This is a genomic window from Bacillus sp. FSL W8-0519, assembly GCF_038005585.1.
In the GTDB taxonomy this organism is placed as follows: domain Bacteria; phylum Bacillota; class Bacilli; order Bacillales; family Bacillaceae_G; genus Bacillus_A; species Bacillus_A paranthracis.
Genome location: NZ_JBBOTL010000001.1, coordinates 57,682 through 82,500, shown reverse-complemented (window position 1 = coordinate 82,500; position 24,819 = coordinate 57,682). Strand labels below are relative to the sequence as shown.

24 protein-coding genes, 2 tRNA genes and 1 rRNA gene (1 of these 27 only partly in view) are annotated in these 24,819 nt (G+C 37.0%); all 27 read right to left on the bottom strand.

Going from position 1 to position 24,819, the window contains the following annotated elements; genetic code table 11:
• Positions 1–444: ribosomal RNA gene (locus tag NST14_RS00435) — 16S ribosomal RNA — on the bottom strand (it extends 1,107 nt beyond the left edge of the window).
• Positions 445–848: 404 nt separating this feature from the next.
• Positions 849–2,348, bottom strand: coding sequence for a lysine--tRNA ligase (gene lysS / locus NST14_RS00430; RefSeq protein WP_000369678.1), 1,500 nt, complete (start codon positions 2,346–2,348; stop codon positions 849–851).
• A 159-nt stretch (positions 2,349–2,507) separates the two neighbouring features.
• Positions 2,508–3,506, bottom strand: a complete 999-nt coding sequence (dusB, locus tag NST14_RS00425) for a tRNA dihydrouridine synthase DusB (protein WP_000912268.1) — start codon at positions 3,504–3,506, stop codon at positions 2,508–2,510.
• Positions 3,507–3,529: 23 nt separating this feature from the next.
• Positions 3,530–3,733 carry a helix-turn-helix domain-containing protein gene (locus NST14_RS00420; RefSeq protein WP_000387027.1) on the bottom strand — a complete coding sequence of 68 codons (204 nt, stop codon included), beginning with the start codon at positions 3,731–3,733 and terminating at the stop codon, positions 3,530–3,532.
• Positions 3,685–4,200, bottom strand: a complete 516-nt coding sequence (folK, locus tag NST14_RS00415; RefSeq protein WP_001059445.1) for a 2-amino-4-hydroxy-6-hydroxymethyldihydropteridine diphosphokinase — start codon at positions 4,198–4,200, stop codon at positions 3,685–3,687. Before folK ends, NST14_RS00420 begins: the two co-directional genes overlap by 49 nt.
• On the bottom strand, positions 4,197–4,559 hold the full coding sequence (folB, locus tag NST14_RS00410) for a dihydroneopterin aldolase (protein ID WP_000358059.1): 363 nt from the start codon (positions 4,557–4,559) through the stop codon (positions 4,197–4,199). Before folB ends, folK begins: the two co-directional genes overlap by 4 nt.
• Entirely contained in the window at positions 4,560–5,420 is an 861-nt protein-coding gene (folP, locus tag NST14_RS00405; protein ID WP_025991707.1) for a dihydropteroate synthase, read from the bottom strand.
• Positions 5,395–6,267 carry an aminodeoxychorismate lyase gene (gene pabC, locus NST14_RS00400; RefSeq protein WP_000909890.1) on the bottom strand — a complete coding sequence of 291 codons (873 nt, stop codon included), beginning with the start codon at positions 6,265–6,267 and terminating at the stop codon, positions 5,395–5,397. The genes folP and pabC overlap by 26 nt, the downstream gene beginning before the upstream one ends.
• Positions 6,261–6,848 carry an aminodeoxychorismate/anthranilate synthase component II gene (gene pabA / locus NST14_RS00395; RefSeq protein WP_000602276.1) on the bottom strand — a complete coding sequence of 196 codons (588 nt, stop codon included), beginning with the start codon at positions 6,846–6,848 and terminating at the stop codon, positions 6,261–6,263. Before pabA ends, pabC begins: the two co-directional genes overlap by 7 nt.
• A 5-nt stretch (positions 6,849–6,853) precedes the next feature.
• Positions 6,854–8,251 (bottom strand): aminodeoxychorismate synthase component I, encoded by a 1,398-nt coding sequence (pabB, locus tag NST14_RS00390; RefSeq protein WP_171484847.1) that lies wholly within the window; start codon positions 8,249–8,251, stop codon positions 6,854–6,856.
• Between the two features lie 220 nt (positions 8,252–8,471).
• Entirely contained in the window at positions 8,472–9,395 is a 924-nt protein-coding gene (gene cysK, locus NST14_RS00385) for a cysteine synthase A (RefSeq protein WP_001261709.1), read from the bottom strand.
• Positions 9,396–9,499: 104 nt separating this feature from the next.
• Entirely contained in the window at positions 9,500–10,375 is an 876-nt protein-coding gene (gene hslO / locus NST14_RS00380) for a redox-regulated molecular chaperone HslO (protein WP_000656366.1), read from the bottom strand.
• 6 nt (positions 10,376–10,381) lie between these two features.
• Positions 10,382–11,170: a type III pantothenate kinase gene (locus NST14_RS00375; RefSeq protein WP_000578367.1), complete on the bottom strand. Its 789-nt coding sequence runs from the start codon at positions 11,168–11,170 to the stop codon at positions 10,382–10,384.
• A 227-nt stretch (positions 11,171–11,397) separates the two neighbouring features.
• A complete protein-coding gene (gene ftsH, locus NST14_RS00370; RefSeq protein WP_001079660.1) occupies positions 11,398–13,299 on the bottom strand; it encodes an ATP-dependent zinc metalloprotease FtsH in 1,902 nt (633 codons plus the stop codon).
• Between the two features lie 85 nt (positions 13,300–13,384).
• Complete coding sequence (hpt, locus tag NST14_RS00365; protein WP_000981838.1) at positions 13,385–13,927, bottom strand: hypoxanthine phosphoribosyltransferase; 543 nt, start codon at positions 13,925–13,927, stop codon at positions 13,385–13,387.
• Positions 13,924–15,354, bottom strand: a complete 1,431-nt coding sequence (gene tilS, locus NST14_RS00360; RefSeq protein ID WP_229143705.1) for a tRNA lysidine(34) synthetase TilS — start codon at positions 15,352–15,354, stop codon at positions 13,924–13,926. The genes hpt and tilS overlap by 4 nt, the downstream gene beginning before the upstream one ends.
• Positions 15,355–15,579: 225 nt before the next feature.
• Complete coding sequence (gene spoIIE / locus NST14_RS00355) at positions 15,580–18,051, bottom strand: stage II sporulation protein E (protein WP_001123528.1); 2,472 nt, start codon at positions 18,049–18,051, stop codon at positions 15,580–15,582.
• 259 nt (positions 18,052–18,310) lie between these two features.
• Positions 18,311–18,382 (bottom strand) — tRNA-Glu (locus NST14_RS00350).
• A gap of 13 nt (positions 18,383–18,395) precedes the next feature.
• Positions 18,396–18,469: transfer RNA gene (locus NST14_RS00345), tRNA-Met, on the bottom strand.
• 160 nt (positions 18,470–18,629) lie between these two features.
• Positions 18,630–19,112, bottom strand: a complete 483-nt coding sequence (locus tag NST14_RS00340) for a S1 domain-containing RNA-binding protein (RefSeq protein ID WP_000021452.1) — start codon at positions 19,110–19,112, stop codon at positions 18,630–18,632.
• Positions 19,113–19,199: 87 nt separating this feature from the next.
• A complete protein-coding gene (gene divIC / locus NST14_RS00335) occupies positions 19,200–19,559 on the bottom strand; it encodes a cell division protein DivIC (RefSeq protein ID WP_001208736.1) in 360 nt (119 codons plus the stop codon).
• Positions 19,556–20,209 (bottom strand): spore cortex biosynthesis protein YabQ, encoded by a 654-nt coding sequence (yabQ, locus tag NST14_RS00330; RefSeq protein ID WP_000059762.1) that lies wholly within the window; start codon positions 20,207–20,209, stop codon positions 19,556–19,558. Before yabQ ends, divIC begins: the two co-directional genes overlap by 4 nt.
• Complete coding sequence (yabP, locus tag NST14_RS00325; protein WP_001059101.1) at positions 20,206–20,514, bottom strand: sporulation protein YabP; 309 nt, start codon at positions 20,512–20,514, stop codon at positions 20,206–20,208. The genes yabQ and yabP overlap by 4 nt, the downstream gene beginning before the upstream one ends.
• A gap of 58 nt (positions 20,515–20,572) precedes the next feature.
• A complete protein-coding gene (locus tag NST14_RS00320; RefSeq protein ID WP_001234876.1) occupies positions 20,573–20,848 on the bottom strand; it encodes an RNA-binding S4 domain-containing protein in 276 nt (91 codons plus the stop codon).
• A 14-nt stretch (positions 20,849–20,862) separates the two neighbouring features.
• Complete coding sequence (gene mazG, locus NST14_RS00315) at positions 20,863–22,323, bottom strand: nucleoside triphosphate pyrophosphohydrolase (protein ID WP_000014266.1); 1,461 nt, start codon at positions 22,321–22,323, stop codon at positions 20,863–20,865.
• Between the two features lie 12 nt (positions 22,324–22,335).
• On the bottom strand, positions 22,336–23,937 hold the full coding sequence (locus NST14_RS00310; RefSeq protein ID WP_000444157.1) for a putative polysaccharide biosynthesis protein: 1,602 nt from the start codon (positions 23,935–23,937) through the stop codon (positions 22,336–22,338).
• A 230-nt stretch (positions 23,938–24,167) separates the two neighbouring features.
• Positions 24,168–24,704: a stage V sporulation protein T gene (gene spoVT / locus NST14_RS00305; RefSeq protein ID WP_000648302.1), complete on the bottom strand. Its 537-nt coding sequence runs from the start codon at positions 24,702–24,704 to the stop codon at positions 24,168–24,170.
• Positions 24,705–24,819: the final 115 nt, after the last annotated feature.

Below are 24,819 nucleotides of genomic sequence, written 5' to 3'. Positions count from 1 at the left end.
GAGTTTTACGACCCGAAAGCCTTCATCACTCACGCGGCGTTGCTCCGTCAGACTTTCGTCCATTGCGGAAGATTCCCTACTGCTGCCTCCCGTAGGAGTCTGGGCCGTGTCTCAGTCCCAGTGTGGCCGATCACCCTCTCAGGTCGGCTACGCATCGTTGCCTTGGTGAGCCGTTACCTCACCAACTAGCTAATGCGACGCGGGTCCATCCATAAGTGACAGCCGAAGCCGCCTTTCAATTTCGAACCATGCAGTTCAAAATGTTATCCGGTATTAGCCCCGGTTTCCCGGAGTTATCCCAGTCTTATGGGCAGGTTACCCACGTGTTACTCACCCGTCCGCCGCTAACTTCATAAGAGCAAGCTCTTAATCCATTCGCTCGACTTGCATGTATTAGGCACGCCGCCAGCGTTCATCCTGAGCCAGGATCAAACTCTCCAATAAAGTTAGTTTGTCTAGCATCATAAAATAAAAATTGACGTTTCACGTTGTTTGTTTCGTTCAGTTTTCAAAGAACTACTTCGTCGCTCAGAAGCGACTTTATTAATATAACATTTTGTTATATTTTCGTCAACAACTTTTTTCAAAAAGTTGTTTTTCGTTTGTTTTGCTTGTTACCTTTCGTGGCAACGAATATAAATATACCAGTTTGATTATTAAAATGCAATAGTTTTTCTAATAAAATTTTTAACTTAGTAAAAAAGTATAAAAACAGCACTTTTCTTCTATATAAATATAATTTCTTCCAACATCAACATCTAATCTCCACACTCATACTCAAATAAAGTGAAACTTTAATCAAGCCTCACCAATCGCGATAAAAAAAGCTTTGGAGAAATCTCCAAAGCTTAGTCTTGTTTATGACGCATAGCAGGGAATAATAGTACGTCACGAATAGATGGTGCATTCGTTAATAACATAACAAGACGATCAATACCAATTCCTAGTCCACCTGTAGGAGGCATACCATACTCAAGAGCTTCGATATAATCATCATCCATCATGTGAGCTTCATCATTACCTTGTTCGCGTTCTTTTAATTGCGCTTCAAAACGTTCTTTCTGATCGATTGGATCATTTAATTCAGTGAATGCATTTGCATGTTCACGTGCAACGATAAATAATTCGAAACGATCTGTGAATCGTGGATCTTCGTCATTCTTTTTCGCAAGTGGCGAAATTTCTACCGGATGACCGTAAATAAATGTTGGTTGGATTAATTTATCTTCTACTTTTTGCTCGAAGAATTCATTAATAATATGACCAACTTCCATTGTATCCTTAATTTCTACATTATGTTCTTTTGCAAGTTCACGCGCTTCTTCTACACTCATCGGATTCCAGAAATCTGCTCCAGAATGTTCTTTAATTGCATCTACCATATGAAGACGTGTCCATTCTGGTTCTAGATTAATTTCATAATCACCATACTGGATTGTTGTTGTACCTAGTACTTGCTTCGCGATATGAGCAACCATATTTTCTGTTAGTTTCATAATATCTTTATAATCAGCATACGCTTCATATAATTCAATCATCGTAAACTCGGGATTATGACGAGTTGATACACCCTCGTTACGGAATACACGGCCGATTTCATAAACTTTTTCTAATCCACCCACAATAAGGCGTTTTAAATGAAGTTCAATTGCGATACGCATATATAACTCCATATCTAACGCATTATGGTGCGTGATAAAAGGACGCGCAGAAGCTCCACCTGCAATTGCGTGCATCATAGGTGTTTCCACTTCAAGATAACCATTGTCATCTAAGTATCTTCTCATTTCACGAATGATTTTACTGCGAGTAACAAATGTTTCACGGCTTTCCATACTTGTAATTAAGTCTAAGTAACGTTGACGGTAGCGTTGTTCAACATCTTTTAATCCATGATATTTATCCGGTAATGGACGAAGAGATTTCGTTAATAGCGTAAAGCCCGTTGCTTTCACCGAAAGTTCTCCAACGTTCGTTTTGAAAACTTTACCTTCAATACCTACTAAGTCACCTAAATCTGCTGTTTTAAATAATTCGTACTCTTCATCTCCAACAGCATCTTTACGAACGTAAATTTGAACTTGTCCATGTAAATCTTGAATATGTGCAAATCCAGCTTTTCCTTTACCGCGTTTTGTCATAATACGACCAGCGATAGAAACAGAGATTTCTTTCTCCTCTAATTCTTCTTTAGAGAACTCTCCATATAGGCTTAATAATTCATTTGTTGCATTTGTACGTTCAAAACGTTTACCGAACGGATCGATCCCTTGCTCACGTAAGTTATGTAGCTTTTCACGACGAACAAGCAATTGGTCGTTTAATTCTTCGTGGTTCATGTTATCCATGGTATTGATATCACTCCAGCTCTATTAATTTTTACAATATATACAGTATAGCATTTTCTACTCAACTAGAAAAACTGCCAGCAACTAACTGGCAGTTCTTCTTTCTTTCACGTAATTATAGGAAGTGTATAGAAGAATGTCAATCTTCCCTTCCTATTATTAACCAACGTGAATTGTTTGTTGTTTCGCTTCTACTTCTTCTACAAATGTACCTAATACATTTGCAAGGTCTTCACGCGTATTACAAGCATTGATACCATTACGTACAGTTGCATTACCACGAATGCCTTTTAAATACCAAGCTGCGTGCTTTCTCATCTCTCTTACAGCGACATTTTCATTCTTTAAATCGATCAGACGATCTAGATGCAACATACATACGTCAATTTTCTCACGTACTGTCGGTTCCGGCATTAATTCACCAGTCTCTAAATACTTTACCGTACGATAAATCATCCATGGATCTCCAAGGGCAGCGCGGCCAATCATAACACCATCTACACCAATTTCATCAAGCATACGCTTTGCATCTTGCGGCGTTGCGACATCACCATTTCCGATAACCGGGATATTTACAGCTTGCTTTACTTGTTTAATAATATCCCAATCCGCTTTTCCTTCATACATTTGTACTCGTGTGCGCCCATGAACTGCTACCGCTTGTCCACCAGCACGCTCAACAGCTTTCGCATTCTCGATTGCGAAAATATGATCCTCATCCCAACCGATACGCATTTTTACTGTAACTGGTTTTTTTACAGCATCTACAACTGCCGCTACCATTTCATATATTTTATTTGGGTCTAAAAGCCACTTTGCTCCTGCATCACACTTAACGATTTTTGGTACTGGGCACCCCATATTAATATCAATGATGTCTGCTGTCGTATATTGATCTACGTATTTCGCAGCATCTACAAGAGTTTCTTTCTCGCCACCAAAAATTTGTAAACTTAATGGCTTTTCTCTCTCATCAATATATAACATATCTAATGTTCTTTTATTGTTCAGTAGTATCGCCTTATCACTTACCATTTCAGCACAAACTAGGCCTGCACCGAATTCTTTTACTGTCAAACGGAATGCAGAGTTACACACTCCCGCCATCGGTGCTAATACAACCGGATTTTTCATCTCAATATTTGCGATTTTTAACACTCGATTTACTCCTTCCTTCATGGTCACTTTGGCATTAGCTCATCTATCGAGACCTTTAATGCTTTAGCAACTTCCACTACAAAGTCTTGGGAAGGCGATCGATTTCCTCGCTCAACTTCACCTAAAACAGATACAGATACCCCTAATTCTTTTGCAAAACCTTCTTGCGTATAACCTTTTAGTTTTCGAAAAGCACGAATGCGTCTTCCCCATTTTTCTGCTTCCATACCGTTACTCCCTCTCGCCTTTTCATTTCTTCTACTTGTGAACGTGAAATGTTTTGTTTTATATCTTGATTAATCTCTAACAACGGAACGATAACAAAAGCTCTTTCGAACATCCGCGGATGCGGAACAATAAGATTCTCTGCTTCAATATTTTCTTGATTATATAGTAAAATGTCAAGGTCGATAGTCCTAGGTCCCCACCTAATTTCCCTTTTTCTTCCTAGATCATTTTCTACTTTTTGCGTTACTTTCAATAATTCTTGCGGTGATAAATTGGTAGAAATTTTTATAACTAAATTTAAAAAGCAACTTTGGTCAGTATAGCCAACCGGTTCCGTCTCATATACAGACGAAACATCCTCAACTTTGATATAAGGATTTTTATTCAGAAACTGAATCGCTTCAGTTAAATACGTATAACGTTCTCCAATATTTGAACCTAATGCAATGTAAGCTATATTATTCATGGACGTTCTCTCGTAATTTCTACCGCTACAGCACGATAATGTCCTGGTATCGGCGGATCTGGTTTAATTACCTTTATCGTACATCTTGAAATACTCTCATATTGTTTCAATATATCTGTAGCAATATTTTCAGCAATACTCTCTACAAGCTTATATGTTCTATCTTCTACAACTTTCCTACATAATTCGAAAAGCTCTCCATAATTAACAGAATGCTCTAAGTCATCACTTTCTCCTGCTTGTTTCAAATCCAATTCCACCGTTAAGTCCACTTTAAATCTCTGGCCTAATTTATTTTCCTCTGGGAATACACCATGATAACCGTAAAACTCCATATCATGAATATAAATTTTATCCAATTACTTTACCCCCTTACCAATCATCGCATCCATCATCTTAGCCATACGTGCCATTTCCTTCACATCATGAACACGAACAAACTCACAACCCTTTTCAATACCAAGACAAACGGTAGCTCCCGTCCCCTCAAGACGTTCTTCTACCGGCAAATCTAGCACATGCCCAATAAAGGACTTTCTTGAAGTACCTAAGAGAACTGGATAACCTAGTACGTTTAACTGTTCTAAATTACGCATCGCTTCTAAATTTTGTTCAGGTGTTTTAGCAAAACCGATGCCCGGGTCTAAAATGATATTCTCATCTCGTACACCAGCATCTTTAGCAATTTTAATACTGTCATATAAATCAGCAACCATATCAGCCATTAAATTACGATAATTCATGTTATCGCGATTATGCATTAAGATAATAGGTACATCGTAATGAGCCGCAACTTCAGCGATTTTCGGTTCCGCCTTCGCTCCCCAAACATCATTAATAATATGAGCACCAGCTTCGATTGCTTGTTTTGCAACTTCCGCTTTATATGTGTCGATAGAAATAGGCAATTTCACCTCTTTTGAAACAGCCTGAATCATTGGAACAACTCGTTTTATTTCTTCTTCCACTGACACTTTAGCAAAGCCCGGACGAGTAGATTCGCCACCAATATCAATAATATGAGCACCTTCATCTCGCATTTCTTTCGCATGGCGCACTGCAGTATCTACCTCGTTGTAACTCCCACCATCAGAAAACGAATCTGGTGTTACATTTAAAATCCCCATAATTAACGTTTTTTCATTTAAGTTCAATGTATATTCGCCGCAGCGCAAATCATAATCCCACTTCAAACTACACATCTCCTCTTCGTAATTCATTTCTGCTCCACAATTTCTCTCTCTGCATTTCATAAAGGTTCATAAATCTTTTTGTAACCATACCTACTTTACCCGGGAAATCTCGTCCCTCTATACGATTAAGCGGAACAATTTCTTGAATCGAGTTTGTTACGAAGACTTCATCGGCTGAAAGTAATTCATCTTTTGTAAAGAAACCTTCTTTTACTTCTATACCAATCTCTTCAGCAACCTTTATAATAAACGCACGAGTGATACCATTTAAAATCCCTGTTTCAAGCGAAGGTGTATATAAAATATCACCTTTCACAAAAAAGAGATTCGAAACAATACCCTCTGCAACATAACCTACTTCAGTCAGGAAAATCCCTTCTTTATTCACACCATTTCCAATTTCACGTTTCCCCAAAATGTTATTTAAATAATGGTGAGACTTCAAGCGAGATGCACCTTCTGGGGTATTTCTCACTTGATTTAAGACAACCCCTTCTTTTTCCACTACATCTCCCGGGGCCGCTAAAGGTTTTATAAAAACAATAATAGACGGCTCTTCATACATTTCTGTTTGCAATCCAATTTCATCTATACCCGCCGATACATTAAAACGGACATACGCATGCTCTAATTTATTCTTAACGATTAAATTCTTCAAAATAAGCATTACTTCATCTTTCGTCATTGTCCATTTTATTTGCAATGTATCCAGCGCATCTATTAAACGGTCATAATGATCATCCAATAAGAAAGGATGACCATTATAAATACGAAAAGTCTCAAAAACTCCAAGACCATATAAATAACCATGATCATAAGGAGAAATTCTCGCTTCACTCGATTCTACATACTGACCATTTACGTAAATTAACATGATGTCACACTTGGACTATATTTACGAATGAAATTCTGCAACAACTCTTTCCCGTGAGAAGTCATAATAGATTCCGGGTGGAACTGCACACCTTCAATCGGTAATGTTGTATGGCGGAGCGCCATAATTTCCCCTTCTTCTGTCCAAGACGTTACCTCTAAACAATCAGGTAACGTCTCTTTCTTAACAATAAGGGAATGATAGCGTGTCGCGGTAAACGGATTAGGGATATCCGAAAAAATCGTCTTCTCGTCATGATGCATAAGCGATGTTTTCCCATGCATTAATCGCTCTGCACGAACAACCTCTCCACCAAACACTTGCGCAATAGATTGATGACCAAGACAAACCCCAAAAATCGGAATCTTTCCAGCAAAGTATCGAATAACCTCCATACTAATTCCTGCCTCATTCGGACTACATGGACCTGGCGAAATCATTAAAAAGTCTGGTTTCATATTCTCAATATCTGAAATAGTCACTTCATCGTTACGTTTAACAACAAGATCTTGTCCAAGTTCTCCAAGAAACTGCACTAAATTAAATGTAAAAGAATCATAATTATCAATCATTAATATCATTTCTCTCACCTAACCGTTTCTTCACTACGTTCTTTTGCACGCCATAAAGCAATCGCCTTTTTTAACGACTCTTTATATTCATTTTCCGGATTTGAATCAATTACAATTCCCGCCCCTGCTTGTACATGCGCTTTTCCGTCTTTAGCAAGAAGTGTCCTAATTACAATATTCAATTCTGTATCTCCAGAATAACCGATCCAACCGATTGAACCTGTATAAATCCCTCGGCGAACAGGTTCTAATTCTTCAATAATTTCCATCGTACGTATTTTCGGAGCACCCGTAATTGTTCCTCCAGGGAATACAGCCTTCACTAAATCGAAAGCATCTTTATCTTCTTCCACCTCACCACGCACATTAGAAACAATATGCATAACATGTGAGTATTTCTCAATTACCATAAACTCGTCTACTTCTACAGTGCCATATTTACAAACACGTCCTAAATCATTTCGCTCTAAATCCACAAGCATGACGTGCTCTGCTCTTTCTTTTTCATTCTCAATTAATTCCCTTGCCAATTCTTCATCCTCTTGCTCATTTGCCCCTCTAGATCTCGTTCCAGCAATTGGTCTTGTACTTACTTCAGTTCCCTGTTTCTTAATTAGCAACTCTGGCGATCCACTTACAATTTGAAAATCCCCGAGCTCCAAGTAACCCATATATGGAGATGGATTAATTTCACGAAGACTTGTATATATTTCTAGTGGGTGTGTTTGTAACGTTCTTTCTTGTCTTGTCGACAAGTTTACTTGGAACACATCACCAGCACCAATATATTCTTGAATACATTCAACCGCCTTCATAAAGCTTTCTTCAGTAAAAGCAACTGCTTCACTTTTCTTTTCAGGGCACGCAAACGGCATAGTCACTTCTGGCGCTTCTGTCGTCCAAAGAACCTTCCATTCATTTAATCGTTCTTTTGCCTCTTCATGCTTATCTGCATAATGTGTAATAATCCATAATACTTTTTCCTCTTGATCATACACAAACACATCATCAAATAATAAAAAGAATATATCAGGTATATTAATATCATCCTCGGCAAGAGAAGGAAGTTTTTCAATATAACGGATGCAATCATAACTAAAGTAGCCAATTGCACCACCTTGAAAAGGCGGGTATTCCGGATTATAATCCGTTTTCCATTGCTCCATATATTCCTGCATTAAACCTAATGGGTTTCCTTGCTTTATTGTTTCCTTACCACTTTCACTTATATGTAACGTTTCACCCTTCCCTCGGATTACCGCTACCGGGTTTAACCCCACAATGTTATAACGACCGCCACGCCCACTCTCTAACAAAATATGTTGCGGTTTATCCTTAGAAAGAAATTTATATTGCTTAAAGAAATCTAACTGATATGGAATAGAAAGCGCTAAAGATTTTCTTCGTTGCATATCAACACCCCGTCTTCTTTTATCCCACCCTCTTATATTAACCACTTCAAACTACATTCGTTATGTATATAGAAGAGTTATACTCGAAGGCTAGTGAAAATAAATTAATGATACTACCTCTTATTTTACATGAAGTTTTCTAGTCATTCACTCTTTTCCTATTTCCAATCCAAAAAGAAAAAGCATCCTTTTTCAAGGATGCTTTTTCAATCACATGTAATTAAGACTCAAATTGATAAAGTGGTGTACTTAAATAACGTTCACCATTACTTGGGATAATAACAAGTACCTTTTTCCCTTTACCTAACTTTTTCGCAACTTCTGTCGCTGCATAAATAACTGCTCCTGAAGAAATACCAACTAAAATACCTTCCTCTTTAGCCACTCTTCTTGCGTATTCGAACGCTTGCTCTGTTTTCACTTGAATGATTTCATCATATACTTCTACATCCAATGTTTCTGGAACAAATCCAGCCCCAATTCCTTGGATTTTATGTGGACCTGGTTTTCCACCAGATAACACTGGTGAATCCGCAGGTTCTACTGCATAAATTTTAATATCTTTATATGCTTCCTTCAGCACTTCACCAGCACCAGTAATCGTTCCACCTGTACCAATACCTGCAATAAATGCATCTAATTGATCACCCATTTGCTCAACAATTTCTGGACCTGTTGTTAAACGATGAATTTCTGGATTTGATTGATTTTTGAACTGTTGCGGTATAAAGTAGCCATGTTCTTTTGCTAATTCAGTCGCTTGACGAATTGCTCCGCCCATTCCTTCAGGCCCTGGAGTCAATACTAATTCAGCGCCATAAGCACGTAATAAATTGCGACGCTCAACGCTCATTGTTTCTGGCATTACTAAAATTGCCTTATATCCTTTAGCAGCTGCTACCATCGCTAAACCAATTCCTGTGTTACCACTTGTCGGCTCAATGATTGTATCGCCTTCTTTTAATAATCCTTTTTTCTCAGCATCTTCAATCATAGCTAATGCGATACGATCTTTAACGCTGCTCCCCGGATTCATAAATTCTAATTTTAAGTATATATCTGCGCTGTCTGATTCTACGATGCGGTTCAACTTAACGATCGGCGTTTTCCCGATTAATTCTGAAACTGATTGTGCCACTCGCATTCCTGTCACTCCTAACACCGAGTATTTTTATTGGTTTTGTATATATTTAGATTTTGTCAGAAAATTCCCTGTTTGTCAATGTATTTAGAGGGTAAATTCCCTTATTACAAATTCTCAATTAAATTTGTAATATCTTCTTTAGAGAACTTGTATCGCTCATTACAGAAATGACAATGAACTTCTGTTTCTTCTTCTTCTTCACGAACTTGCTCTAACTCCGTTTTACCTAAACTAATTAACACACTCTCGATACGTTCGCGTGAGCATGTGCAATTAAATTGAACATCCATCGTTTCTAATACTTTTACCTTATCTTCTCCAAGGACTGCATACAGTAACTCTTCTGGAGAAAGCCCTTGTTCGATCAATGTTGATACAGGAGGAATCTTCTGCAAACGCTCTTCAATGAATGAAATTGTCTCTTCCTGTGCACCCGGCATAATTTGAAGGATAAATCCACCTGCCGCTAATATGCTATCGTCTCCATTTACAAGGACACCAACACCTACAGAAGAAGGCGTCTGCTCAGAAACTGCAAAATAATACGTGAAGTCTTCTCCTAATTCTCCTGAAACAATTGGAGATTGACCAATAAACGGCTCACGCATACCAATATCTTTAATTACCGTTACAAATCCTTCAGTACCTACCGCTTGATATACACGTAATTTCCCTTGTTCTGTTCCTTCAAAGTCAACATGTGGATTCGTTACATAACCACGTACATCTCCATTTGCATGAGCATCTACTAAGATAGGACCAATCGGACCATTTCCTTCTACCTTAATTGTTAGCTTTTGGTCACCTTTTAACATTGCCCCCATCATTGTACCTGCAGTTAAAGAACGACCAAGTGCCGCTGAAGCTGTTCTCCATGTATCATGACGTCTTTGCGCCTCGCTTACCGTGTTTGTAGTACGTACACTATACGCACGCACTTCCCCATCAAATGCTAACGCTTTTACTAAATAATCTTTCATACTTATTTATTCACCTTTCTCATGCTGTAAATTTGCATTACGCTCGTATAACATATACAAACCTTTTAATGTTAAGAATGGATCTACAACATCAATTACATTCGATTCTTCTGAAATTAATTTCGCTAATCCACCTGTTGCAATAACTTTCGGTTCTTGTTTAGCTTCCTCTTTCATGCGCTTAACAATACCTTCCACTTGTCCAACATAACCATAAAGAATACCGGATTGCATCGCACTTACCGTATTCTTCCCAACTACACTGCTTGGTTTTGTAATTTCAATACGAGGAAGTTTTGCCGCTCTACTATATAAAGCCTCTGCTGAAATCATAATTCCTGGTGTAATAACTCCACCCATATAATGCTTTTCTTCGTTAATATAACAATATGTAGTAGCCGTACCAAAATCGACAATAATAAGCGGACTTCCATATAAGTGGATTCCTGCTACTGCATTTACGATTCGATCCGCACCTACTTCTCGTGGATTTTCATATTTAATATTTAGCCCCGTTTTTATTCCAGGACCTACTACAAGCGGCTTAATTTTAAAATACTTTTCACACATGCGCTCTAAAGCAAACATAATTGGTGGTACGACTGAAGACACGATAATACCTTTCACATCTTCAAACGAAAGACCCTCATGCTCAAGCAACTGTTTTACAAGCATTCCATATTCATCTTCTGTCTTATGACGATCCGTTTCCATGCGCCAATGTTGACGAAGTTCCCCCTCTTCAAACACGCCCAGTACAGCATTTGTGTTCCCTACATCCAATACAAAAATCATATTCTCACCACTTATCTTATTTAATCTATATTTGTGCAGTATGTATAAAACTTATAAAAACATCATATCACACATACTTATATAATCAGCTTTTCTATCCTCATCATTTTACAAAAAGATTACTCCCTATTTCAATTTTTAGTACCAGATTTATTTAAATTCTTTTTCTACTTAGTTCCCTTCTACAAATAAAAAAGGAGTGACTATCGTCACTCCTTCATCTCTTCTTACTTATCTTCTGATTCTTCATCGTCCTTCTTCATGTTGATGTTTACTTTCACATCAGCTGAAGATGTTGAACGTTCTGGCAATCTGCCATAGTCACATAAATGATTGATTTGCTCCGCATCTAACGTTTCTACTTCAAGTAACGTTTTCGCAATAAGATCTAGTTTATCACGATTGTCAGTAAGAATTTGTTTTGCACGAGCATAACATTCTTTCATAATCGTTTGCATTTCCATATCGATTTCGTGTGCAATCGCATCACTATAGTTTTGTTCTGAATGGAAGTCTCTTCCTAAGAACACTTGACCACCTTGTGAGCTACCAAATTGCATTGGTCCAAGCTTATCACTCATACCAAATTCCGTTACCATACGTCTTGCAATACCAGTCGCACGTTGGAAGTCATTATGAGCACCTGTACTTACTTCACCAAATACAATCTCTTCAGCTACTCGACCACCAAGTAAACCAGTGATTTTATCAAGTAACTCTGGTTTTGTCATGAAGTAACGATCTTCTTTTGGAAGCATTACTGCATATCCACCAGCTTGACCACGAGGGACAATTGTTACTTTATGAACGACATCAGCTTCATCAAGGACAACACCAATTACAGTGTGGCCCGCTTCATGGAAAGCAACGATATTACGTTCTTTTTCAGAGATAACACGACTTTTCTTAGCCGGACCTGCAATAACACGATCCGTCGCTTCATCAATGTCACTCATATCAATTTTCTTCTTATCTTGACGCGCAGCTACTAAAGCAGCTTCGTTTAATAAGTTTTCAAGATCGGCACCAGAGAATCCTGGTGTACGAGTTGCAATTGCTCTTAAGTTGATATTCTCATCAAGCGGTTTATTACGAGCATGCACTTTCAGTACAGCTTCACGGCCATTTACATCTGGACGATCTACTGTAATTTGACGGTCAAAACGACCTGGACGTAATAATGCTGGGTCAAGAATATCAGGACGGTTTGTCGCAGCGATGATAATAATACCTTCGTTGGCACCGAATCCATCCATTTCAACAAGCAATTGGTTTAACGTTTGTTCACGCTCATCATGGCCACCACCAAGACCAGCGCCACGTTGACGTCCTACCGCATCAATTTCATCAATGAAAATGATGCAAGGAGCATTTTTCTTTGCGTTTTCGAATAAATCACGTACACGTGATGCACCGACACCGACGAACATCTCTACGAAATCAGAACCACTGATAGAGAAGAACGGAACGCCTGCCTCACCCGCAACGGCACGTGCTAGTAAAGTTTTACCTGTACCTGGAGGTCCCACTAATAGAACACCCTTCGGAATACGGGCACCAACTTCAGCAAACTTACGAGGATCTTTCAAGAATTCAACTACCTCAACAAGCTCTTGTTTCTCTTCATCTGCTCCAGCAACATCTCTGAAACGAACTTTTTTCTTTTCGTCATTATATAACTTCGCCTTACTTTTCCCGAAGTTCATAACACGGCTACCGCCGCCCTGAGCTTGGTTTAATAAGAAGAAGAATAAAATGAAGATAATGACAAACGGGATGATAGAAGTAAAGAAGGTTACCCAAGCACTTGTTTCTTCTGCTGGTTGATACTTAACTTCAGCACCTTGCGCTTTATCATTAATTTTCTTTTGTAATTCCTCAGTATTTGGTGCATAAGTAACAAATTGTTCTCCCTGGCTAGAGTTATTAAATTGTCCTTTTACTTCAAACACACCATTTTTCGGTTGAAGCTGCACATTACGCACTTCACCTTTTTCTAGTTTAGTAATGAATTTATCGTAGCTAACTGATGTCGTTTTTTGTGTCGAACCATTAAAATAGCTCACGATTCCAATTACTACTAGGAATATCAGTAAATAAAAGATGGTATTACGGAAGATACGATTCATTCCTAACCTCCTCTCACGGCATAAACACTATAGTAAATCGTAACATAGAAAAACTTTCCTATACAATTGTGACGCCTGTATTTAATTAATTTGAGTAAACGCTTGGTTTTAATACTCCTACATAAGGAAGATTACGGTATTGCTCTTTATAATCTAATCCATATCCTACAACAAATTCATGCGGTACAGTAAACCCAACATAATCCGCTTTCAAATCTACCTTACGGCCTGTTGGTTTATCTAATAACGTAACGATTTTTACAGACTTCGCTTTACGATATTTAAATAGGTCTACTAAGTAACTTAGCGTAAGACCGCTATCAATAATATCTTCAACGATTAAAATATCGCGACCTTCTACAGAAGTATCAAGGTCTTTTAAAATTTTCACTTCGCCTGTTGAAACAGTTGAGTGACCGTAACTAGATACAGCCATAAAATCCATTTCAAGATATGTATCTGTTCTCTTTAATAAATCTGCCATGAATGGCATTGCACCCTTTAGTACACCAATCGCAAGAGGTACTGTGTTTTTATAATCCTCTGCAATAATTGCGCCTAATTCGAGCACCTTTTCTTGTATTTGCTCTTCAGAAATTAATACTTTTTCGATATCTTGATTCATCATTTCATTATCCTCCCGGAAGACTCCTTGCTTTTGTAGTGAATAATCATATATTTATCCTTCTTTGCTGTCTCTTTCGAGATAGCAAATGCAGATCGCTTCAACAAGGGTAACCAAATAACATTCCCACTTGCATCACAAACGACCGGCCATTCTTCTCTTTTTTCTCTTGGTACTTTTGCTTCGATAAAAATAGCTTTTATCTTTTTAGTGCCATTCATACCTTGTATTGACATGCGATCTCCATTTTCTCTAGACCGAATACGAAGTGGATATGATATATCATTATACTTAGCAACAAATACTGTTTCATTCATGTCACTTGGTATATCTTCGCTCACCTCTGTTACAAGTTTATCCCCGTTCGATAGCGTAATTGTTCCGGGAACTGATAAATCTTGTAAGAAAGGAGAAACAATTTCTTGTTTAAATCCAAAGCTACACTCCTCATATGCGCGAACAATTTTCAAATCACCTGGGAAATCAAGTGAACCCGAAGGTTGTGTCCGCTTAAAAAAATCAATCACTTTGTCAATATGTATAGAGGAAAGAGAAGATGGAATCTTATATTCATAAAGATAGTTTAATATTAGTTGAATCCCTCTTCTTTGTAAAGGCATAGACATGGATTCAAAGGCAGGAATTGATAAGCTAATTTGTTTATCACTTTTTTTTGTAATTACTTTATTCATTTTCTCAAAAGCTAATTCCTGCAAATACGCCTCATCCTCTTGCATCTGCATGCTAAATTTTTGGAATTTCTCATGCACTTGTGGGTTTTCTTCTTTCAAATGAGGAAGAACATATTTACGTAATCGATTCCTTGTATATACTTCCTTTTTATTACTTGGATCTATACGAGGAATTATTTTCAGCTTATTACAGTAATCAACAATTTCTTCCTTTGTTACTCCAAGTAACGGCCTAATTAAATATCCATTATGAAAAGGACGCTTCACTGCAATTCCTGCATATCCTTTCGGAGTACTCCCTCGTACAAGACGCATTAAAATCGTCTCTACTTGGTCATCACCATGATGTCCAAGGGCTACATATCTCGCATCATATTTCTTCATTATTCTTTCCAAAAATGCATATCTGCATTCTCTAGCAGCAACCTGTGCATTCATCCCGTATTGCTGTTGATATTGCGACACATTAATTCTTATCGTTTCGCAAATAACTCCCAGTCCTTTACAAAGGTCCTGCACAAACTGTAGGTCCTCATGAGATTCATCACCTCTAAACATGTGATCCACATGCGCCACTACAATTTCAAACTGTTTTGCCGCTCTTTTTTCTAACAAATAATATAGAAGAGCCAAAGAGTCAGGACCACCAGAAACCCCTACAACAATTGTTGAGCGTTCCTTTAATACATCATGCTGCTTTACAAAGTCATCTACCTTTTCAACAAATGTATCTTTCAACTTCGTAATCACCTTTCATTAAACAAGAACAGCAACGTTAGTTACCTTGTTTATAATGGTACAACTTTTACAAACATTGTGCAAAAAAAAGATATACAAAAATTACATTTTTATCTTACATCATCCGTATATATTCACAAAAATAATAACATTATCTTTTAAAGCAAAAAAACCTAGGTATTCACCTAGGTTTTTAGAAAGAAACATTACACTTCAAGTTTCACTTTATTGCGCTTGCATTCCTACAATTGGAATGGTAGCCCACTTCGGCATATTTTTCTTCACTTTCGCTACTACAATAGTCATATCATCATTTATATAACCATCGCCAGATCGAATCACCTCTTCCATAATGATATCAGCAATTTCTTGCGGATCTTCAGTTTGTAACTCTTTAATTTTCCGCTTCATCCATAACTCATGATTCTCCACATGCTGCGCGCCCTCAAAAATCCCATCACTCATCATAATAAGAATATCACCTGTTTTTAATTGCTCACCCACTACATCAACTTCAACATCCTCGATAATTCCCATTGGTAAATTACTTGCTTCAATTTTCAAAATATTATTTGCGCGTTTAACAAAACTCGGCGTCGATCCAATCTTTAAAAACTTCGCACTCGCATCCCGTAAATCTACCATAGCTAAGTCTAATGTTGTAAACATCTCTTCTGTTGTTCTTAAAGAAAGAATAGAGTTAATAGACTTAATCGCTATTTCTTCATCAATACCTGATTGAAGTATTTTTTGTAATAATTTCACCGTTTCTTTACTCTCCATATGAGCTCTTTGCCCATTTCCCATACCATCACTAATTGCAAGGGCATATTTCCCAACACTTAAATCCATCATCGCATAAGAATCACCCGAAACAAACCCACCGCCTTTCGCGGCTGTGGCCAAGCCGGTATCAAGGGAATACGTTTTTGCTGAACCAAATGATATTAAACTGTGCCCATTCGGATAAGAAGATTTTTCTTCATGTTTCACAACTATGTTTTCCTTCAGGATATCAGAAAGCATTGGTGCAACTAATTTTTCACACTCTCCATGTTCATTAGATGCAACTGGAATCAACATTTCAATATCAATACTTCCTCTATCTAAACAATAAATATCAACATGCTCTATTTCTACACCAAAATCACGAAACGCTTGCAGAATCTGTTCTTCCTGTACTTGATGATTTTCCCTTTCTCTTTGTATCTCCTTAGCAAAATCCTCCATAACTTTTGATACACCTAACAATTGCTCCGCTACTATTCTACGATTTTCTTTCATTTGTTTTCGTAATTTTTGTCCCTCATAGAAGTGATCTAATTCACCCGCTACTAAATCCGTCACTTTCTTGCCTCTTACGCAATGCTTGTCCCATTCACGAACTAACTTCCGATTATGCTGCAGAGTTCCTTCTTCCGTTTCACTCATTATTTGTTTCATATAATCATACGTTTTATCGAAATTAACTACCCAGCATTGGTCCTTTTTAAAGCATGTTTGACATGTTTTTGCAGTAATTGTACTTAAGAACAAATCTGCCTCCGTCTCTTTATCTTCCTCCTCCACATATCCATATACAGAAAAGCTATTAGATAAAGCAGCAAATACATTGGCAAATTGATTGATTTTATTCGCTGTAACATCACGCATTCTTCTTAAATACTGTTGTTGATCTTGCGAATGCTCCTGTGTGCCTGGCATAAATTTAGCAATACGATCCATAACAAGTTTCGGTGTTAATAAAAAGAAAGCAATCGCCACACCAGATTCAATTAAAGTTGTCACAATGTTTGTTTGCTTGTCTACATATAGCGTAATCAAGCTTGTCCCAATTAATAAACCTAAACTAACACCTAAGCGTTTCCCTTCTTTTAACAAACCACCAAGCAATCCAGAAAAGGCAAGCAGACTAAGTTGGGACAAACTAGAGACATTTGCTAAGCTTAATATTAACCCAGTGACGACCCCTACTGTAGATCCTGTAGCCGCTCCTGCGATAAACGCAAACACAAGCACTAAATACCTAGTAAAAATATGTTGAATAGAAGCGTCATATATGAACCAATCTGTTGTACCAGTTAAAACAGATGCTAGTAATATAATTAAACAAACAATTTCTTCTGTCTCTAACGCTTGTTGTTTCCCTTTTCTTTCTACTAAAAGCGGGACACTTTGTAAAAATATCATAGTTAATACGAAGCTAAGCCCTGCCTCAATCGTACTAACGAGTAAATCGTACATGGTAACAGTTTGTTGTGCAAAATATACGACAACTAAATGTGCAGTTAATGCGGAGATAAATACTTGGAATGGTACAAGTCCAACAGTTTTACGTGTAAACCGACTAAAGAAGATATTATAAATGAAGAAAGTAAAAATAGATGCAAAGGTAAAGAATAAATTATCTATCGAAACTGAAAGTGCGCCCCCCATTAGGGCCAAGAATGCGAGCGGCATTTTATCCCGCTTCATAACATAAACAGCAGCAAAAAACGGTAATGCAAACGGTAAAATGTTTGTTAATATATATGCTCGTCCCAAAAGAAAACCAATAACAACAATAATGAATCCCCATCTAAAGAAAACTTGCTCAAACTTCATTCGCAACTTACTCGTCCACTTTACTCCTCCAAGCTGACCTTCATTCATTGCCAATGCACTTGTATTCATAGTATTCCTTCCTGCTTTAGGCATATTTTTAACACCACCTGCATAGTTTAATTACTGTCATTATAAAAGATGATTATTGGGATTTTTGTCAAAACAACAGTTTTCACTTTTATAATCGTTCGACTTTTTATTCGAAATAACTCTACATATATACACAGTATGTATTTTATTTTTAATATTTTAATCGAACATTCAGAAAATATAGGGTGATTTTGTAGAAGTGTTGTATGTCTTAATTTATTTAACAAAAAAAGATCATGCGCATTTGCATGATCTTTTTAGATGACCCGTACGGGATTCGAACCCGTGTTACCGCCGTGAAAGGGCGGTGTCTTAACCACTTGACCAACGGGCCGTTAAATTAAATATAGCGGCGGAGGGGATCGAACCCCCGACCTCACGGGTATGAACCGTACGCTCTAGCCAGCTGAGCTACACCGCCATGTCGTCTTATTTAACGGACAATTAGTATCTTACCTCAGATATAATTTAAAGTCAACATATCTTGAAAACTTTTTTAAAAATATATTTTCCCATATAAAAAAGCACCCTGAGCAATCGCCCTGGGCACCTCTCTATATTCTAAGAATTAAACGTTCTTATTATCCGCGACGTGCGCCACGGCCACCACGTTTAGATTCAGTGTTACGCTTTAAAGAAGTTAAACGATCTTCGCTATCCTTTAAGAAACGTGCCATCTTTTGCTCGAATGTTTCTTTTGGAGCACGGTCGTTACCGCCACCACGGTTATCTCTGTTGAAAGAACGATTACGTTGTGGACGTCCAGAACGTTGTTGATCACCACCGCGTTGGTATTCACCACGTGGACGATCTCCTTCTGTTTTTTCACGCTCTTTCGCTTTTTTAATAGATAGACCAATCTTACCATCTTTTTCAACGTTAATAACTTTTACTTCTACTTGGTCGCCCACTTTTAAGTGATCGTTAATATCTTTCACATAATTATCAGCAACTTCACTAATATGAACAAGACCCGTTAAGCCTTCTGGCAGCTCCACAAAAGCCCCAAAATTTGTAATACCTGTTACTTTACCCTGTAACTTGCTGCCTACCTCGATTGACATAAAAAAAATGCTCCTCCTTAGTGGTTAAAAAGTCAAATTTTACTTTATTATATATAATCCTAAAATATAGTGTCAATAAGACATACTCTACTTAGAAACAGGAAAAATTATCTCCCCTTTTCCAGAGAAGAAATAATCCCTTCTAGCAATCTTTAATACGTACTCTTCATCATTTAACTTTTGAACTTCGTCTTTTAGACTCTTTTCTTTGTTCGTTAATGAATCCAGTTCTTTTTTCATGTCCTTAACTTTTGCTTCTTTTGCTTTAATGGAACTGTTTTGTTGATAAAACGTTACACTAATACTCGCAATAATTGTAAAAGCAAAGACAAGAAAAACCGCTAAACGGCGATAAAGTCGCTTCCTGTTCTCATCCGTTTGTATTATATGCTCTTTAACAGGATTTGGACTCTGTTTTTCGATTGTTCTTTGTCTCAGTTCCCTCATTTCCGAGGTCCCCCTAACTTCTTTTTTATACGCTCCCATAATTGGAAGATATGTCCCTTCAATTTTGCTATATATTGCAGGAACCCTACATGCTTCATTATAAAAAGTTTAACACGATTAGGGAGAAGTTTCCATATGAGCGAAGCAATAAATCGAACAGGCCAGAAAAAAACTTTCCATATGAAAAGTAATATCCAAATCACCATTTTCCATAACACATGTCCAATTGAAAGCAGTATACGAAATAAGAATAATATAAATGCAATAAATAGCTGCGCTATAATAATAACAGGTTTTATCATGAGTAGCTGTATAATTTGAACAAAAAAGTGTGTTGTTTGCACAAAAATATAGATGAGAAAATTTAACAGTCTCATGTATATTGCTTTCAACATGCTTTGATATGCCGCAAAACCACATAATAATGCTAAAAATACATATATACGTAGTTCAGCTTCATTTACAAGAAGTAATACGTAAAAAACGAATAATGCTTGGACAATCCAAAATAGTATATCATGTATAAATACAATCCAACGCTTACGTTCTTGACGTTTTAAAAATCGTTGGTATGTATCTAAAGACGCTCCAATCCAAGCACCCATTCCGATCATTGAGAGCATCGTATACAACTGAATTGTTAGACTCATTTAAACAACTTACTAAAGAAGCCTTTAGTTTTCTCCCCTTGATTCTCATCAATATACAGCATCTCATGAACTTTCCCTTTAATCGATACAACACCTTTTTCTACATCTAAATTTTTCATTTGCAAATTTTGACCGCGAATTGTTAAAAAGCCCATTACGGTCTCAAGTAAAAACTCTTCGCTATCAAAACTCTCTACCTGCTTTACACCGGTAATATCAATTACACGTCTGCCACGCATAATAATATCATGCTCTACAGAAACATTTTGTTGATTAGAAGACATAGGTGAGTAACCATTATTCACGTAAATCCCCCCATACATTTATACTAGCTAATAGTAATGTATGAAGGGATAATCAATTTTAGAACAAGCCTTCTTCGGCCTTTACTTTTTCTTCACGAACTAAGCTATACATATTTGCTGCATCTTCTTTTTTAGTCGTTTCTTTCAATTCATTTATTTTTACAGTTACTATTTTTTGACCAAAACGAATTGTTAATTCATCAGCTACTTTTACATCTGAACTTGCTTTTGCCACTTGACCATTAATGGATATTCTTCCTTGATCAGCTACTTCTTTCGCCAATGTTCTTCTTTTAATTAAACGTGATACTTTTAAAAACTTATCTAGACGCATATTAAATCCCCCTATTAACGCTCTGTTTGTTTTGCCTCTTCCCAGAAAATATCTAACTGCTCTAATGATAAATCTTGCATCTCTTTCTTCATTTCAGCTACCTTTGCTTCCATGTATAAAAAACGACTGACGAATTTCTCATTTGTTGAACGTAACGCTTCTTCTGGATCTATTTTATAATGACGAGCTATATTAACAAACGCAAATAGTAAATCGCCAAATTCACTTAACATCTTCGCCTCATCCATGTTTGTAACTTCTTGTTGGAACTCTTGCCATTCTTCTAAGGCTTTCTCTATCATCGGCTGTACATCAACCCAATCGAAACCAACCTTACCAGCTTTTTTCTGGATTTCATAAGCGCGTAGTAACTGCGGCAAACTTTTTGGAACCCCATTTAAAACAGATTCTTTTACAAACCCTTTTTCTTGTTTTTTAATTTCTTCCCAATTGGCAATTACTTCATCGGCATTATTTACATCCGTATTCCCAAATACATGCGGATGACGACGAACCATTTTCTCAGATAAAGTTCGAATAATATCATCTATAGAGAACCAACCTTCGTCCTCTCCGATTTGGGCATGAAGCATAACTTGTAATAATACATCACCCAGTTCTTCTACTAAGTGATCATCATCCTCTTCATCAATTGCTTCTAATACTTCATAAGCTTCCTCAATTAAATATTTCTTTAAAGATTGATGTGTTTGCTTTTTATCCCATGGACAGCCATTCGGGCCACGAAGATCTGCAATAATTTCTCTAAGCACATCAAACTGTTGATACAAGGATGCACGTTCCTGAACTGGTGGTATGTACACACTCGTTAAATTATTCAACTCCGTTTCATGATCTAACATGTACAACGGCACCTTTTTCACTTGCTCAAATGAAGTCCCTGCAGCTGTTACGATATACACTTCATAATCATCTGGCAGCATCTCCATTAATGTTAATTTCACATCTGATGCAACGAATGCGTCATATACCTGGCAAAAGATTAAGTGTTGACGTAATTCTAATTGTCCTCTTTCAAATGATGTAGCGTCAATTAATTGGAATCCTTCAATCGGATCAATCTTAAGACTTGCAAACATAGGATCAAGGAAACTTTGCCCACCTTCAATTCGCACTTCAATATTCGCTACTTCACTTTTTTCCAATAGTAGCTGAACCGTTCTTTCCGCTACAAGTGGATGCCCTGGAACAGCATAGATGATTTCTGCACCTTCAGCTTGTTTTAGCAATGTATTCGCAATTGTTTCATATACAATTTCAAATGTATCATGTGCTTCATATACATTGTCAAAAGCAGTATATCGTATACCTTCTTTCTCTAACTCTTCTATAACGGGATGTTCCTTCGTTCTAACAAACATGTGATCTGCTTCTTTTATTTTTCTATATACACCCATTGTTAACTGATCTAATTCACCAGCACCTAATCCTAAAATAGTAATGATTCCACTCACAACCTGTCACCTCTATCCACTCTTCTTCAATGAACCTTCTTTTTTCTCTTTTTTCATAACAGTTCCTATTTCTGTTTTTGTAAATACACGTAATTTTAAAATGAAAAACATATATGCCAATCCGCCGATGGCTACACCTAACAACGCCTCAAGTGTTGCAACACCTCTATGACTTGTATCCATTACTAATCCAGACATTTGCAATACACGCATAAACATTATTAGTACAAATCCCATACCGATACCACTAATAACTATACCTAACATATTCCGTTTGTCGATAAGCGATTCGGATACAGCTCGCATAAGTAATACACTATTTAGTATAGAAATTACAATTAACGCAACTAGCGTCGCAATTGCAGCTCCCTTCACACTAAAATATGGCATTAATATATAATTTAAAGCTAACTTTAAACAACCGCCAAATATAACGAATATTGCTGGTTTTAATGTTTGTCCTAACCCTTGCAAAATAGAAGCAGTTGTAATCGACAATGAACTAAATAAAATAGATAAAGATAAAATAGATAAAACATCTGACCCATCACTATTTTCAAACAACATAATATTCGTAGGTTGGATAATACAAGTTAATCCAATGGCTGCTGCAAATCCGATAACAAATGTTATTTTCATCGCTAACCTTACCTTTTCTCGAATAAAGGTAAGATCCCCTCTTTCCTTCGCTGCTGTAATAATTGGAATAAGCGACAACGAGAAGGAAGTTGTCACGACAGTACCCAATTGCATAAGCGGGATACTTCTGTCATAAACACCTTTTAACACCTTTGCACTTTCAACTGGCTCTCCCGCTCCAATAAGTAGAGAATAGAAAGAAATAGAATCAGCCATTTGTATAAAAATAAGCACTAAGTTACTAACACAAATCGCTAACCCCTGCCAAAACAGGATTTTTATAATCTTCTTTTTCCCTTTAATCCTCTTTACACTTTTGAAGAATATAGAACGAAAGTCATGACGCATATAAAGTATAAGTACGATAATCCCAATCAATCCACCTGCGATTGAACCGAGCATAGCACCTGCACCAACTGTATATAAATCAAATTCGTGAGCAATTAGGAATAGAGATAAAAATACAATAATAGAAACACGAATCGTTTGTTCTATCACTTGCGAAACAGCTGTTGGCATCATATTATTGAATCCCTGGAAATATCCTCTTGCTACAGATAAAAACGGCATCAATATGAATGAAAAGGAAATAACGCGTAATAGCTTATCTAAGTGTATATCGCCCATAGCTATCGCAATTGCTTCGGCACCAAAGAACAATGTAAAAAATCCTATGAAACCAATCCCTAATAAAAACCAAAAAGATACACAAATAATTTCCTCTGCTTCTTGTTTTTTCCCTCGCTCTAATCGTTCCGCAACCATTTTTGAAATTATAATAGGGAACCCATAAGTAGCTAAAATTAAACAAAATCCATAAAATGGATAAATTTGTTGGTAAATATAAAAACCAACGTCACCCGCTATATTTTGATATGGAATACGGTAAAAGGCGCTTAATACCTTTGTAACAAAACTTGCGATTGTTAATATAATAGCCCCACGCCAAAAGGCTTGATACTTCTTCGATTCCATGCAAGAAAACTCCTTTTTCTATTCTCACCCCTCGTATTATATCATAAAGAAAAGGACAAGCTTCCTTACCTACACAAGTAAGAATACGTTCGTGCAACGTTAGAAATATTCAATGAAAAAAGGTAGCAAAGCGCTACCTTCATTCAATATACATATATCTCCAAATAATTGATTTCTCAAGAAGAAATATCATAATTAGGAAAGATTGCTACTTCTAAAATCATACACCTTTACTGTTCCATTTGTTTCGCTAAGAAACTGGCAGCAGTATTGACCGCCTTGTGCTCTATTTCGCTTATAATCGCTTCTTTTGAAAAAATAATGACAGCCCCAATTGGGTCTCCATTTGCAACAATCGGCCCAACTGTATAAGAATGAACCTTTTCTGTTACACCATCAATAATGGAAATATCACTTTCGTCCGTCATAATAACAGACTTTCTTTCTTCCATCGTTTTTTCAATTAGATCGCCAACGCTTTTATTTAAGTATTCTTTTTTTGATACACCTGATACTGCGATAATAGAATCTCGATCACATACAAGCACATTATGTCCTAAGCTATCATATAAAGCATCTGCATATTCTTTTGCAAAATCACCTAGCTCGCTAATTGGAGAATATTTCTTTAAAATTACTTCTCCATCGCGATCTACAAATATTTCTAGTGGGTCCCCTTCTCGAATACGTAAAGTTCTACGAATTTCCTTCGGGATTACTACCCTACCTAAATCATCAATTCGACGTACGATTCCAGTTGCTTTCATTCTAATGCTGCCTCACTTTCTACTGATGATGAAAGTGGTGAATTTACCTGTTCATGTAAAAATCACCAACTGTTAGACATAGTATTTTACACATTAGTTCTTCTATGCACGTCGA